Annotated in this window: 12 protein-coding genes; 2 read left to right on the top strand and 10 right to left on the bottom strand. The window is 40.5% G+C overall.

All coding sequences use genetic code 11. From position 1 onward, the window contains the following. Window positions 1–191: 191 nt before the first annotated feature. Window positions 192–365, bottom strand: a complete 174-nt coding sequence (locus FC85_RS15750) for a hypothetical protein (protein ID WP_157051290.1) — start codon at window positions 363–365, stop codon at window positions 192–194. 133 nt (window positions 366–498) lie between these two features. Between FC85_RS15750 and yaaA the strand changes: the two genes are divergently transcribed. Together yaaA and FC85_RS10155 are read left to right on the top strand one after the other, a co-directional pair. Then, a complete protein-coding gene (yaaA, locus tag FC85_RS10160) occupies window positions 499–1,248 on the top strand; it encodes a peroxide stress protein YaaA (RefSeq protein ID WP_057865425.1) in 750 nt (249 codons plus the stop codon). 169 nt (window positions 1,249–1,417) lie between these two features. Continuing rightward, on the top strand, window positions 1,418–2,503 hold the full coding sequence (locus FC85_RS10155; protein ID WP_057865424.1) for a zinc-dependent alcohol dehydrogenase family protein: 1,086 nt from the start codon (window positions 1,418–1,420) through the stop codon (window positions 2,501–2,503). Window positions 2,504–2,824: 321 nt separating this feature from the next. On the opposite strand, the gene whiA is transcribed toward FC85_RS10155, so the two are convergent. From whiA to FC85_RS10110, 9 genes are all read right to left on the bottom strand, one after another. Beyond that, on the bottom strand, window positions 2,825–3,763 hold the full coding sequence (gene whiA / locus FC85_RS10150) for a DNA-binding protein WhiA (protein ID WP_057865423.1): 939 nt from the start codon (window positions 3,761–3,763) through the stop codon (window positions 2,825–2,827). 46 nt (window positions 3,764–3,809) lie between these two features. After that, window positions 3,810–4,814 carry a gluconeogenesis factor YvcK family protein gene (locus FC85_RS10145; RefSeq protein ID WP_057865422.1) on the bottom strand — a complete coding sequence of 335 codons (1,005 nt, stop codon included), beginning with the start codon at window positions 4,812–4,814 and terminating at the stop codon, window positions 3,810–3,812. Window positions 4,815–4,816: 2 nt separating this feature from the next. Next, entirely contained in the window at window positions 4,817–5,701 is an 885-nt protein-coding gene (rapZ, locus tag FC85_RS10140; protein WP_057865421.1) for an RNase adapter RapZ, read from the bottom strand. Between the two features lie 485 nt (window positions 5,702–6,186). Continuing rightward, the gene (gene uvrA, locus FC85_RS10135; RefSeq protein WP_057865420.1) at window positions 6,187–9,078 is read right to left on the bottom strand and encodes an excinuclease ABC subunit UvrA; all 2,892 of its coding nucleotides are present in this window, start codon (window positions 9,076–9,078) and stop codon (window positions 6,187–6,189) included. A 15-nt stretch (window positions 9,079–9,093) separates the two neighbouring features. Then, window positions 9,094–11,097, bottom strand: a complete 2,004-nt coding sequence (uvrB, locus tag FC85_RS10130) for an excinuclease ABC subunit UvrB (RefSeq protein WP_057865419.1) — start codon at window positions 11,095–11,097, stop codon at window positions 9,094–9,096. A gap of 384 nt (window positions 11,098–11,481) precedes the next feature. Further along, window positions 11,482–12,123, bottom strand: coding sequence for a YfbR-like 5'-deoxynucleotidase (locus FC85_RS10125; RefSeq protein WP_057865418.1), 642 nt, complete (start codon window positions 12,121–12,123; stop codon window positions 11,482–11,484). A gap of 122 nt (window positions 12,124–12,245) precedes the next feature. Next, the gene (gene trxB / locus FC85_RS10120) at window positions 12,246–13,202 is read right to left on the bottom strand and encodes a thioredoxin-disulfide reductase (RefSeq protein ID WP_057865417.1); all 957 of its coding nucleotides are present in this window, start codon (window positions 13,200–13,202) and stop codon (window positions 12,246–12,248) included. 77 nt (window positions 13,203–13,279) lie between these two features. Then, window positions 13,280–14,176, bottom strand: a complete 897-nt coding sequence (galU, locus tag FC85_RS10115; protein WP_057865416.1) for a UTP--glucose-1-phosphate uridylyltransferase GalU — start codon at window positions 14,174–14,176, stop codon at window positions 13,280–13,282. Window positions 14,177–14,209: 33 nt separating this feature from the next. Beyond that, entirely contained in the window at window positions 14,210–15,226 is a 1,017-nt protein-coding gene (locus FC85_RS10110; RefSeq protein ID WP_057865415.1) for an NAD(P)H-dependent glycerol-3-phosphate dehydrogenase, read from the bottom strand. Window positions 15,227–15,231: the final 5 nt, after the last annotated feature.

Here is a 15,231-nt window from a genome sequence, read left to right as displayed (position 1 = left end):
GTGTAATCACGATTATTATCGAGTCGAAACGTGAGATAAAAAGCAACCTCCTGCCGTATAACCGAATTATCCCACTATTCAAGCCCGAAATATTCGGATAATCCAGTTGTACTCTGGAAGTTAACCGCCTTTTGTCTCACTCTGCTTCCTGGATTTAATTTCATCAAGCCATTGTGGCTAAATAAACCAAGTTAATTAATGTTTTTTAGATTTTCTTTGTCAATAAAAAATTTGACCTCGCCAGTTTGAGTATCAACCTTCGCCAACACTTCAGCAGTCTTAGGAAAAACCGAATTCGAATCGACAATGATTTTTAAGGGCATTTTATTTCCATATGTTTCTGTTTTAAAGATTCTTTCAGTCATCTTAACTCCCTCTTTCATAGATAACTTTCATTTGCTAAAATAATATCACTAACCATCAAGTTAGTCACTACTAATTTAACTTTTTCAATCAGTGATTGAAGGATGAGAGGAGTCGGCAAAAGCCGCAAGAAAAATGAAACTAATTATTTCGCCAGCCAAAAAGATGATTGTTAACACGGATGACTTTGAAGCAACAGAACTGCCCCAATATTTGGAAAAGACTCGTCATATTTTACTCGCGATGCGCCAATTATCTTATTCTGAACTCCAAACATTATGGCATACCAGTGATAACCTCACCCAAGTGAACTATGACCAATTACAAAAAATCAATCTAACCAAGCAATTAACACCCGCCGTTCTCAGCTTTACAGGAATCCAATATCAATATATGACACCAGATCTTCTAACCGCACCGGCACTTGATTATCTTCAAAATAATTTGCGAATTCTCTCCGGCTTTTATGGTATTTTAAAACCATTTGACGGCATTTCTCCATACCGCTTGGAAATGCAGGCTAAGTTAGCCATTGATGGCAAGAAAAATCTGTATTCATTCTGGGGTGACCAATTATACCAGGCCATTAGTTCCAAACACGAGCCAATCGTTAACTTGGCATCAAAAGAGTACTCAAAAACGATTAGTTCTTTCCTGCAGCCTCAGGATCAATTCATTAATATCGTTTTTGGCCATTTTATCGATGGTAAAGTCAAAACTCGAGCCACTTTGGCAAAAATGGCCCGTGGGGAAATGGTTCGGTTTATCGCTGAAAACCAACTTCAAAAGATTGACGATTTAAAATTCTTTGACTCATCTCACTATGAGTTCAGCCAACGTCATTCAACCAACACCCAACTCGTATTTATTGATCGCTATAAATAAGCTAAACGAACGACAGCCACTTGGTTGAAATATCTGCGCACTAAAATCTTTGATCACATATTTAAGTCTGGATTACCTTAATTGCTAAACGGCCCGGAACCGATTAAAATGAACCTGTAAGTTAAGAATGAATAGATGCTTAACAATTGGAATCGAGGCCATTTAATTTATGAAACTTGATAGTACAAGAACACCTGAAGAAACTGTCAACGTGAACGCACCAGAATCAATCCCAACGGAAATGAAGGCTTGGGAAGTTGTCAAACCAGGACCAATCGATGGTGATCCTTCACCACTCCGATTTACAACAAAACCAGTTCCTAAACCAGCCCGTGGTGAAGTTTTGGTTCACGTCATTACTTGTGGTGTTTGTCACACTGACCTTCATGTTACTGAAGGCGACTTGCCGGTTCATAAAGATCACGTTACCCCAGGTCATGAAATTGTTGGCCGGGTAGTTAAAAACGGGCCTGATACTAGTCGATTTAAACTTGGAGACCGAATTGGCATCCCATGGTTACGTTGGACCTGCGGTGTTTGTGAGTATTGCCGGGCTGGAAAAGAAAACCTCTGTCCGAACTCCCTTTACACTGGTTGGGATCATGACGGCGGTTATGCAGAATACGTGACCGTACCAGAAGGGTTTGCTTATCGAATTCCTGAACGATTTGACTCAGTCACCGCTGCCCCATTACTCTGTGCCGGCATCATTGGTTACCGAGCCTTTGAACGGGCCAATGTTCCCGCAGGCGGTCGGCTTGGCCTTTATGGTTTTGGTGGATCAGCTCATTTAACAGCACAAATTGCAATGGATCAAGGAATCGAAGTCCATGTGCTGACCCGTGGAAAAGATGCTCGCCAGTTTGCTCTTCAATTAGGAGCCGCATCTGCCAATGGTGCTTATGATTTACCGCCGGTTAAATTGGATTCGGCGATTATTTACGCACCCGTTGGGGATATCGTTCCAAAAGCTCTTGAGGCATTAAAACCAGGTGGCACATTAGCTATGGCCGGGATTCATTCAACCGACATTCCACAATTATCCTACACTGATCACATTTTCCATGAAAAGAACTTAACCAGTGTTGAAAGTAACACGCGACGCGATGGTGAAGAATTCTTAACCCTTGCTGATCGTTTAAAGATTCATCCAAAAACCACTGAATATCCATTGGCACATGCGGATGAAGCCCTTAAGTACGTTTCCCGCGGTGATATTGAGGGTGCTTGTGTCTTGCGGGTTAGTGAAGGCTAGTTTCATCATTATTAGAGATAATCAAGACGTATGCTGATGATTAATTAACTTCTCCAAAATATTGTCAGAAAAAATAAAAGGAGGCTGGGACAATAGTCATTTATCCCAGCCTCTGTTCGTGTAAACACAATTGTTACCAAGCGAAAACGCGGGACAAAAGGCAACTTCCGGCCGTGTAACCGAATTATCCAACTATTCCGTTCAGAGCATATTCGGATAATTCAATTACACTCTGGAAGTTAAACGCCTTTTGTCCCGCTCTGCTTTTTCAATTTGAACAATGATTATCTTAGTAGTCAGCCACTAATCAGATTTTTTAAATCACGCGCTTTCACTTTCATCAAGTTTTTCCGCATACTCATTAATCTTTCTGAGACGATGATTGACGCCCGACTTAGAAATTGGCCCACCTTCAACTAGTTCACCAAGTTCTTTAAGACTAACCTCAGGATGTTTCAACCGGGCCCGGGCAATTGAAGCTAATTTAGGGTTTAATTTGTTTAACCCAACCACACTATCAATTAATTTGATGTTTTCAATTTGTCGACTAGCAGCATTAGCGACCTTATTAAGATTGGCATTCTCGCAATTAACTAATCGATTAACCGAGTTACGCATATCTCGAACAATTCGAATGTCTTCAAACTTCAACATTGAACTCGTTGCACCGATTAACTGCAGGAAATCCGCAATTTTTTCAGCTTCCTTCAAATAAGTAATATAGCCACTGCGACGCTTGGTTGTCCGTGCTTTCAGCCGATACTTATTCATCATTTCGGCAATCATATCATTATGATTTTCGTACAGTGAATAAATTTCCAAATGATATCTGGATGTTTCTGGATTGTTAACCGATCCACTAGCTAAAAAGGCGCCCCGTAAATAAGAGCGAATTTGAGCATCTTCGGTGAGCATCTGGTTTGGAACCCGCTCAACGATAGAAACACCATCAAAGATTCCTAAATCATCTAATAACATAGTTGCTTTATTTTCAACTCGCAAAATGTACAAATTGTTTTTCTTAAGTTTCATTTTTCGACGAACACTCAATTCACCAGTGATGCCATAAAACTTAGAGAGTAATTGATACATTCGTCGTGCAATGGCAGGATTTTCTGATGATACATTTAAAACAAAATGGTGATTAGAGATTGATAAAGATCCATTTATCCGAATTAAGGCCATTAACTCAGCTTTTGCATTATCTCTGTGAACAGTCAAGGACGTTAATTCTTTTTTAACCTCACTTGCATAGGACATTTAATCCCTCCTTGCTTTGGGTAATTAGCCAGCAAATAGTCCATGACTAATTTGCATCATCAAACGAGCGGCCAATTAAATTCAATAACTCATCGGCAACTTCCTGACCATTGTGAAACGCCCCTCGATCCTTTAGCTCAAGAAAATCAGCAGAAATCACACGACATCCCATCGCTCGTAGACCAGCAAAATCATGTTTAACGGGTTGAGAAATTTCGTTCCATTTTTTGTGGTCAATATATTCAGCCGGAACTTCTTTAATATTAACTAAAACTGTGTTAATAAAGTTCATCCCCAAATGTCGATTAAGAACGCGAACATGATCAGCCTCAGTGAAGTTTTCAGTTTCACCCTTTTGCGTCATAATATTGCATATGTAAACAATATCCGCATCGGTCTGGCGGAGTGCCTCGCCAACATTTTCGATCATTAGGTTGGGAAGAATGCTTGTAAATAAACTTCCAGGTCCCAAAACAATTTGATCAGCATTCATAATAGCATCAATGACCTGTTCAACAGCCTCTGGTTTATGGGAATCATCATTTGTTTCAACCCAAACCCGCTTAATAAGTTTACCAGCCGCTGTAATTTCTGATTCCCCACTCAAATGAGAGCCATCGCTAAATTCAGCGTTTAATTCCAGTGGTTCGTTAGCCGCCGGATAAATGTGACCATCAACTCTCATGATCTTGCTTAAGATCTGAACAGCATCAAAAATTCCACCCTTCATTTCGGAGAGGGCAGCAATAATCAAATTGCCAATCGCATGGCCGGCAAAAAATTGATCTGAACTCGCAAATCGATATTGAAATAAATCCTTTTCCAAATGTGGCAGGTCCGAAAGTGCAACCATGACATTTCGAATATCACCAGGTGGCACAACGTTAATGTAATTTCGTAGAATTCCAGACGAACCACCGTCATCTGCGACGGTGACAATTGCTGTAATATCAACATGTCGATTTCTTAGATTTCTCAGGATAACTGGAAGTCCGGTACCACCACCTATAACAACAATTTTGGGCTGATGGGTATGAAGTGCATCAATCATGATCAGTTACCCTCCTTGGTTTTATGACGATCAATGTCCCGGTGTGTAATATTGACGGGGTAACTAGCCTTCAAATCTGAACCTAATCGTTGTGCAATCGCAACAGAACGATGTTGGCCACCTGTACAACCAATGGCAATCGTCAGACTGGCCTTCCCTTCCTTTTTATACGCGGGCAATGTAAATTTCAGCATATCTAATAATTTTTTGTAGAATTCTTGAGCACCCTCGGAATTCATCACATATTCCTCAACTGGTTTATCAAGACCAGTTTTAAAGCGCATGTTTGCATCATAATAAGGATTTGGCAGAAAGCGAACATCCATCACGATATCAGCATCTAACGGCAACCCGTATTTAAAGCCAAATGACATGACTTCAACGTGGAACGTGTGGGTTTCATCAGTTGACTCAAAATTATGAAAGACTTCCTCGCGTAAACGTCGTGGTGACATATTAGTCGTATCAACAACCAAATCAGCCGCTCTTTTGACGTTAGCAAGCAGCTCCCGTTCTTTTTTAATACCGTCAATCACACGACCGTTACGAGCAAGTGGGTGAGCTCGTCGAGTTTCTTTATAGCGAGATACCAACTTCATATCAGAGGCGTCCAAAAAAATAATATCAACATTATTATCATCGTTCCGCTTAAGATCATTGAACATGCCGATAATCTCATCATAAAAAACCTGTGATCGTAGGTCCATCACAAGCGCAATTTTATTAATATCACGCTCCATTCGAATCAATTCCTTAAACCGGGGAAGAAGTGTCGGGGGCATGTTATCAACACAAAAATAACCTAAATCTTCAAAACTTTGCATTGCCACTGTTTTACCAGCACCGCTCATACCAGTAATGATCACGAATTGGTTGTTCACTGCCATAATGATTTCCTTTCGTATAACAAACTCTATAAAGTATAACATACCAGGCGTATCATTTTAAGAGGAAAGATAGTTCCTAAAGCTTTCTATGGGATGATAGTACAGTAAAAGCCTGCCGGTTACCTGTCCAGCCGTCATTCAAGCCTTACTTTTGCTCAACGTTAATTCCAGGCACCAAAAAAAGCTACCTGCTTTTAGCCGCTAAAAAGGGATTTAAGCCACCATTGGTCACAGTGACTTAAATTACCAATTGTTTCTGATTAATACATTTTGATTATCAAAAAAAGAAGCTGGGACAATAATCGTTTTGCTCAGTCTCTGTTAGTGTAACCACTATGATTACCAAGCAAAAATGCGGGACAAAAGGTAACTTCCGGTCGTGTAATCGAATCATCCAAATATTCAAGTTCAGAATATTTAGATAATTTGGTTACTCTGGAGGTTAAACGCCCTTTGTCCCGCTCTGATAAAAATCGATCATCAATTTACGCCTTGCTACTCATCTTTTTCGCAGACGCTTTCTCTTTTGCCTGTTCAGTTAGCTTTCGATCGCGCTCCAAGACTGGCTTAAGATACTGACCCGTGTAACTTTCCTTAACCTCAGCGACATGTTCGGGTGTCCCGGTTGCGACAATTCTGCCGCCGCCATCGCCACCTTCTGGGCCAAGATCAATCAAATAATCCGCACTCTTTACGACATCTAAATTATGTTCAATGATTAACACTGTATTGCCTTGATCCACTAATTTTTGTAAGACACCCAACAATTTACGGATATCTTCAGAGTGAAGACCAGTTGTTGGTTCATCCAAAATATAAAAGTTGTTGCCACTCGACTTTTTGTATAGTTCAGAAGCTAATTTCATTCGTTGCGCTTCCCCACCAGACAAAGTTGTAGCCGGTTGGCCTAAAGAAACGTAACCTAAACCAACATCTTTAATGGTCTGAAGTTTTCGACTAATTTTTGGAATTGCATTAAAGAAATCCAAGGCTTCATCAACCGTCATATCCAAAACATCAGAAATATTCTTACCTTTATATTCAACTTCTAAAGTCTCGGCGTTGTATCGTTTCCCGTGGCAAACTTCACATGGGACATATACATCCGGTAAAAAGTTCATTTCAATTTTTAAAATACCGTCTCCATGACAGGTCTCACAACGACCCCCTTTGACGTTAAAACTGAAACGGCCCTTTTTAAATCCACGGAGCTTGGCATCATTTGTATTCGCGAATAATCCTCGAATGTCATCAAAAACACCCGTATAAGTAGCCGGATTGCTTCGTGGTGTTCTGCCAATTGGCGTTTGATCGATATTTACAATTTTTTCAATATTCTTATAGCCGGAAATTGATTTGTACTTTCCAGGTTTCTCTGAATTATGATTTAACTTCTGAGCTAACGCCCGTTTCAAAATATCGTTAACCAACGTTGATTTACCTGAACCAGAAACTCCAGTTACAACAACAAATTGACCAAGTGGGAAATCAACCGTTAAATTTTTTAAATTATTTTCAGCTGCACCCGTCAATCGTATTTTCTTACCACTACCCTTACGACGCTTTTCAGGGACTGGGATAAACCGTTTGCCTGATAAATATTGGCCGGTAATTGACTTTGGCGATTCTTCAATTTCCTCAGGAGTTCCAACCGCCATCACGTGGCCACCCTGTTGGCCTGCCCCGGGACCAATATCGATAATATAATCAGCTGCCCGCATCGTATCTTCATCATGCTCAACAACAATCAGTGTGTTACCCAAATCCCGCATCTTTTTTAACGATGAAATGAGTCGATCATTATCGCGCTGGTGGAGCCCGATTGACGGCTCATCCAAAATATAAAGAACGCCGGTCAAGTTAGATCCAATTTGTGTCGCAAGTCTAATTCGTTGTGCTTCACCACCGGAAAGTGTTCGAGCTGACCGGGATAAAGTTAAATAATCCAAACCAACATTTTGCAGGAAGGTTAATCGATCCACAATTTCTTTAATAATTGGTTTGGCAATCATTGTATCTTGCTCACCGAATGTCAGAGAACGGAAAAAAGCTAGTTCAGCGGAAACATCTAATGCCGAAACTTCGGCAATGTTTTTACGCTGCTCACCCATTTTAACTGCCAATGCTTTTCGATTTAGACGATATCCATGACACGTTTGACAAGTTAATTCAGTCATATATTGGCTTAAATTGTCCCGGGTCCAGTCACTACTTGTATTGTGATAACGACGATCAATATTATTAATCACACCTTCAAATGGCCCATCGACATCCCGAATGCCACCAAAATCACTTTCCAAAACGAAATGAAAGTTCTTTTTAGAGCCAAACAGAACAAAATTCTGTTGCTTTTTTGGTAATTGATTAAAGGGTGTATCCATGTCAACGCCCTCAGCTTTGCACGCTTGGGCAAGCATGTTTGGATACCATTTTGAACCACTTGGATTCCAAGGCGCTAAAGCACCCTCATTTAGTGTTTTTTCTCTATCGGGAACCACCAGATCAGGGTCAACTTCCAACTTCATCCCCAAACCATCGCAGTCGGGACAAGCCCCTAATGGTGAATTAAACGAAAACAGTCGCGGTTCCAACTCACCAACCGTAAAGCCGCACACCGGGCAGGCATAATGTTCAGAAAACAACAACGGGTCTCGTTTTCCCATAAAATCGGCAATCGCATAACCGCCACTCAAACGTAACGAGGCTTCCAATGAATCCGATAATCGATTGTTGATCCCGTCCTTAACAATAATCCGGTCAACCACAATATTAATATCATGCTTTTTATTTTTATCCAACTCAATTGGTTCATCGATGTCGTAAGTTTCACCATCTATTTGAACTCTGACAAAACCTTCACGCTTAATCTTTTCAAAGATCTTTTTGTGTTGCCCCTTACGACCACGGACGATTGGTGACAGAATTTGCAATTTCGTCCGCTCTGGTAATTTCATAATCTGATCAATCATTTGATCAACCGACTGACTAGAAATAACGGTGCCATCGTTTGGACAAATCGGCACACCAACCCGGGCCCAGAGCAATCGAAAATAATCATTAATTTCAGTAACAGTTCCAACAGTCGATCGTGGATTCTTTGATGTAGTCTTTTGATCAATCGAAATTGCCGGGCTAAGACCTTCGATTGAATCAACATCCGGCTTATCCATCTGGCCTAAAAACTGTCGAGCATAAGACGACAAACTTTCAACGTATCGCCGCTGACCTTCAGCATACAAAGTATCAAAGGCCAATGAGCTCTTTCCAGACCCTGATAAGCCGGTCATCACAACCAACTTATCCTTGGGAATTGTAACGTTAATATTTTTTAAATTGTGTGCCCGCGCACCCCTAATAGTAATCTTATCTATTGCCAATCTGCCAAGTCTCCTTTAGCTCATTTCACCCTTTAATTCCATGATCGTATCACGCAGAGTCGCTGCTTGTTCAAAGTCTAATTTTTTAGCGGCACCGCGCATTTCTTCAGTCAGTCGAGCCAGCATCTGCTTTTGATCTTTCTTACTCATCTGTTCAAAGTCACTCTCGACAAAATCGTCCTTTTTGCCCGCATCATCAGTTGCTTTAGTAACAGAAATCAACGACCGGATTGGTTTCTTAATTGTTGTTGGTGTAATACCGTGCTCCTGATTATACTTCATTTGAATTGATCGACGCCGTGCGGTTTCATCAATCGCCGCTTTCATCGAATCGGTCATTTCATCAGCATACATAATCACAGCCCCATGCTCGTTTCGTGAGGCTCGGCCAATTGTTTGAATCAATGACCGCTCATTGCGTAAAAAGCCTTCCTTATCAGCATCCAAAATGGCAACTAACGATACTTCCGGCACATCAATTCCTTCCCGCAAAAGGTTGATTCCCACTAAAACATCAAATTTTCCTAAACGTAAGTTCCGAATGATTTGTGTTCGCTCAAGCGTCTTAATATCAGAATGCAAATATTGAACCTTAATGCCCAAGTCCTTTAAATAATCCGTCAAGTCTTCAGCCATCTTTTTGGTTAAGGTTGTCACGAAGACTCGTTCATTTCGATCGATTCGCTTATTAATTTCACCAACCAAATCATCCATTTGGCCCATAATTGGCCGAACTTCAACCGTTGGATCAAGCAGGCCGGTTGGCCGAATAATTTGCTGAACAACGTGCTTAGTTTGATCCATTTCATAAGGTCCGGGAGTTGCAGACATATAAACAACCTGATGAACATGCTTTTCAAATTCATCCAGCTTAAGTGGTCGATTGTCCAATGCACTGGGAAGCCGAAAACCATAATCAATCAATTGCTGTTTTCGAGCTCGGTCACCATTATACATCCCCCGAATTTGAGGCATGGTTTGGTGAGACTCATCAACGACCAACAAAAAATCGTCAGGGAAGAAGTCAAGCAGCGTGAATGGTGGCTGCCCCGGCTTCCGACGGTCCATAAACCGTGAATAGTTTTCAATACCACTTGTATAGCCCATTTCACGCATCATTTCAATATCATAAGTCGTCCGTTGCTTTAAACGTTGGGCTTCAAGCAATTTGCCTTCTGATTCAAATTTCGCAACTTGGTGTTCCATCTCGTCTTTAATCTCAGGCAACGCCAAATTCATAATATCATCGTTGGTTAGAAAATGAGTCGCCGGAAAGATGGCAATATGTTCACGATCACCAATCACTTCACCAGTCAGCGTATCTACTTCGCGGATTCGATCAATCTCATCACCAAAAAACTCAATTCGAAAGGCATGTTCGTTCCAAGCTGCCGGGAAGACTTCAACAACATCACCGTGGACCCGAAACCGACCACGCTGAAAATCAATGTCATTTCTGTCGTATTGAATATCGACAAGTTGACGTAATAAATGATCCCGCTCAATATTCTGGCCAACTCGCAGTGAAACAACATGATTTCGATATTCACTAGGATCACCTAACCCAAAGATTGATGAAACGGAAGCGACGACAATGACATCATTTCGTTCAAGTAACGAACTAGTGGCGGAATGTCGCAGTTGATCAATTTCATCATTGATTGATGAATCTTTTTCAATATAGGTATCACTCGAAGGGACATAGGCTTCGGGTTGGTAATAGTCATAGTAGGAAACAAAGTACTCAACGGCATTGTGTGGGAAGAACTCCTTAAATTCACCGTATAATTGCCCTGCCAATGTTTTATTATGAGATAAAACCAAAGTTGGTTTGTTCACTTGAGCAATCACATTGGAAATTGTGAACGTCTTTCCAGTACCGGTTGCACCTAAGAGAATTTGTGCTTTCTCACCCTCATCAATCCCATTAACCAACTTTTTAATCGCCTGTGGTTGGTCACCTGTTGGCTGATACTTGGATACCAAGTCAAATTTATGATTATTTTCTCGTTCAATCATTATTGTGCCTCCTGACAAAAACGCGCCTGTTGTCTGCTCTGACCCAACTAAAGTGTCCTGATCATCTCATTAATTAATTTCAGTAACGATTAAAAAGCTAAGTAATGCTTTTTGATAACAAACGCTTTAAACAAAATCGGAAAAATCGGGCATTGAAATAATCACTATTTTATCTTAACAGTCATGGCAAAACATAAATTTTGCAAAGCTAAAACATGGAACACAAATGATCAGCTTCCGTTGCATAAGTATTTGATTCATAGATTAAAACACGAACGTATCTGAATCAGGCACATACTTATTTATTAGAAGCTTACCATCTTGTGTCCCATTGGCCCACTAACAGAACTATTCTACCATACGAACATACTTTCGCAAACCATTTTATTCTGAATCCTCTTTTAAGACTCGCCGCGTCAATTTCTTTAATTTATCTTGGGTCGTGAAGCTCTCTGCCAACATGTCCGGAATAACTTTTGAGATAACGTATTTTACACAATGCATATCACGAAATTTTAGCATGGTCGATAAACTCTCTTTATACATTTCCGGATAAACTTCCTCAGGATTTCCCTTTTGAATTTCACCAAATGATTCATATAATAAATCCAGTTTATCCGCAACGGATAGAATCTTACCTTCAAGAGAATCATCTTTTCCTTCAGATAGTCGGCGACGATATGCTTTTTGAAAGGCTTCGGGAATTTCGTTTTTAATGAAATTCGCCGTTAACTTATCATCAACATCTGCTAACATTTCTCTTAAAACCGGTGTTGCATACTTTACTGGTGTCTTAATATCGCCAATAAACAATTCTGTATAATCATGATTCAATGCCTTTTCGTATAGTAGTCGCCAATTAACATCTTCACCTGCATTTTCTTCAACATCGCCTAAGAACTGAGCAATCTCTGTTACCTTAAACGAATGAGCTGCTACTGAATGTTGTTGAAACTTAAAATAGCCCGGTGCCCGATTGATTAATTCCAGTTCATCTAAGCTTTCCAAATATTGGTGCATTCCCATTATAATTCCCCCGTATCTGCAAAAAAGACTGACAACAAATCATTTTCTTTGTTATCAGCCCTCTCTCATTGCTTATTTAGTTTTATTGTAATCCAACTGTCAATTTAAACAAACCGACAAGATTATTTTTGGGTAACACCCGGCTTATTTGTCTCATCCTTATGGGATTCAACATATTTGAATGCTTGTTGACCAGCAATGCCACCCTCGCCAACTGCAGTCGTAATTTGACGAAGTTCTTTTTTGCGAACATCACCAATTGCATAAATACCAGGAACAGCCGTCTCCATTTGTTCATTTGTCTTGATCCAACCATCTTTATCAGTAATGTTAAGATTTTTGAATGGTTCAGTCATCGGCAGTAGGCCAACGTAAATGAAGACTCCTGAAGTTTCAATTGTTGAAGCCTCGTGAGTTTGGTTATTAACCACTTTAACACCAGTTACCTTCATATCATCACCAACAACCTCAGTCACATTGGTATTCCACACAAAATCGATCTTATCATTTGCAAAAGCACGATCTTGAATAACTTGTTGGGCGCGCAATTGGTCCCGACGATGGATAACCGTCACGTGATCAACAATCCCTGCTAAATATGAAGCTTCTTCAATGGCTGAGTCGCCACCACCAATGACAACAACATGCTTATTCCGGAAGAATGCCCCATCACAAACGGCACAGTATGAGACACCCTTGCCACCATAGTCATGTTCACCGGGAATTCCCAATTTCTTATACTCAGATCCAGACGCGATAATAACAACTGTTGCTTCAATCTCATCACTATCAGTTTTAATCAACTTGGTTTGGCCCTTATCTTCAATTGATTCAACCGAACCGTAAACATATTCTGCACCAAAATTGATAGAACTATCGTACATCTGTTGAGCCAAATCAGGACCCATAATTGATTTGAATCCAGGATAATTTTCAATAGCAGCCGTATTATTCATTTGACCACCATAGATTCCCCGATCAATCATAGCGACTGACAAATTAGCACGGGAGGCATATAACGCAGCTGTCATCCCACCAGGACCGGCACCAATAATTACAACATCATAACTTTTTGCCATTTGGATCCTCCTTATTTCTTTCGATATTCACAAACATTAATTTACTATCAAAAAGTAAGTTTGTCTAGCAAAAGAGCTTATTTCTTTTTATCTTCTTGGGTTAATTGTTGACCAAGATCCTTTAAATAAGTTCGTAACCCACCGGAAATTTCTGGGTGCCGCAAGCCAAAAATGATGTTCGTCTTTAACCAGCTTAATTTGTTGCCAGTATCAAATCGTTCACCCTTAAACTCATGAGCAAAAACGCGTTGGGTTTGGTTCAATGTGTCGATGGCCGAAGTTAGTTGAATTTCACCACTAGCATCCGGTTTAGTTTGTTCAAGAATGCCAAAAATCTCAGGCGTTAATAAGTAGCGACCGATGATTGCAAGATCACTCGGTGCTTTTTCAGGAGATGGTTTTTCAACAAATTTTTTAACATTGAAGAGACCTGGATGAACCTCTTCAGAAGGGGCGATAACGCCATACTTTGAAATGTCCTTGTGAGCCACCTTCTTAACGGCCAAAGTTGATGCACCCGTTTTTTGATAGCTGTCCATCAATTGCTTGGTTAATGGCACCTTGTCCTGCATGACGTCATCACCAAGCATCACAACAAACGGTTCATTACTAATAAAACTTCGTGCCGTATAGATCGCGTCCCCCAAGCCTCTTGGATGGGACTGACGAATAAAGTAGATATTCATATCATTAGTTTTCCGAATTGTTTCAAGCATATCGTTCTTATGCCGTTCTTCCAAATTTAATTCCAACTCGGGGTTTGAATCAAAATGGTCTTCGATTGATCGCTTACCTTTGCCAATCACAATTACAATATCTCGAATACCTGACTTTTTGGCTTCTTCAACAATAAATTGAATTGTTGGTGTATCAACAATTGGTAACATTTCTTTAGGTAATGCTTTTGTTTCTGGTAAAAATCTTGTTCCCAACCCAGCGGCTGGAATGACTGCTTTCGTAACTTTTTGTGGCATTGTTGACCTCGCACTTTCTATTATTAAACTGATTTATTCAATTTCTGAACGACCTTCACGCGTCATTAAGGCATTAATCGTTTCTTTAATATCGGCACCATCATACAACACATGGTAAATGGCACTGGTAATTGGCATTTCAACACCGCGTTTCTTTGATAATTCATACGCTGCCCGTGTCGTTGCAATGCCTTCAATTACCATGCCCATGTTTTCAATGACCTCTTTTAAGGATTTCCCTTTCCCTAATTCATTGCCGGCACGCCAGTTACGTGAATTTGTACTTGTCGCAGTCACAATCACATCACCAACTCCTGATAAACCGGTAAACGTTAGTGGGTTTGCGCCAAATGACGTTCCAAGTCGAGAAATTTCAGCTAAACCGCGGGTCATTAACGCTGCCTTGGCATTATCCTTGTAGCCAAGACCATATAGTGCACCGGCCCCCAACGCAATAATGTTTTTAAGAGCCGCACCAATTTCAACACCAATCACATCGTCACTAGTATAAACCCGGAAATAATGATTCATAAACAGATCCTGAATTTCTTTGGCTGCCCGCTGATTGTCGCTGGCAACCGTCACTAAAGTAATATCTTTAGTCACAACATCTTCAGCCTGACTAGGACCTGAGAGAACGGAAATTGATTTTCGATTTTGGGGATTAATTTCTTGTGACAAAACCTGGGATAATCTTAAGTAGGTTTTTTCTTCAATGCCTTTCGAAGCATGAATAATGTTCACTTGCTGATTCCGCTTGTTCAAAATAGCCGCAACCTGTTCAGCAACCGATCGAGTTGCCTGAGTTGGGACAACAAACAATATGTAATCAACATTGTCAACTGCTTCTGCTAGATCGTTAGTTGCCACAATTGATTCAGAGAACGTGAAATTCTTGATATATTTGGAATTAGTGTGCCTTTCATTAAATTCTTTGACCTGACCTGGGTTATATGACCATAGCTTAACGTCTGACCCATTCTCATCTAATAAACTCGCGAGGACACTGCCCCAAGAACCCGCACCAAGAACCGCAATTTTCTTACCCATAATTA

Origin of the sequence: Lentilactobacillus diolivorans DSM 14421 (genome assembly GCF_001434255.1) — a bacterium.
Taxonomy (GTDB): domain Bacteria; phylum Bacillota; class Bacilli; order Lactobacillales; family Lactobacillaceae; genus Lentilactobacillus; species Lentilactobacillus diolivorans.
The sequence above is the reverse complement of the archived record's forward strand: the minus strand, read 5'-3'. Positions and strand labels throughout refer to the sequence as shown.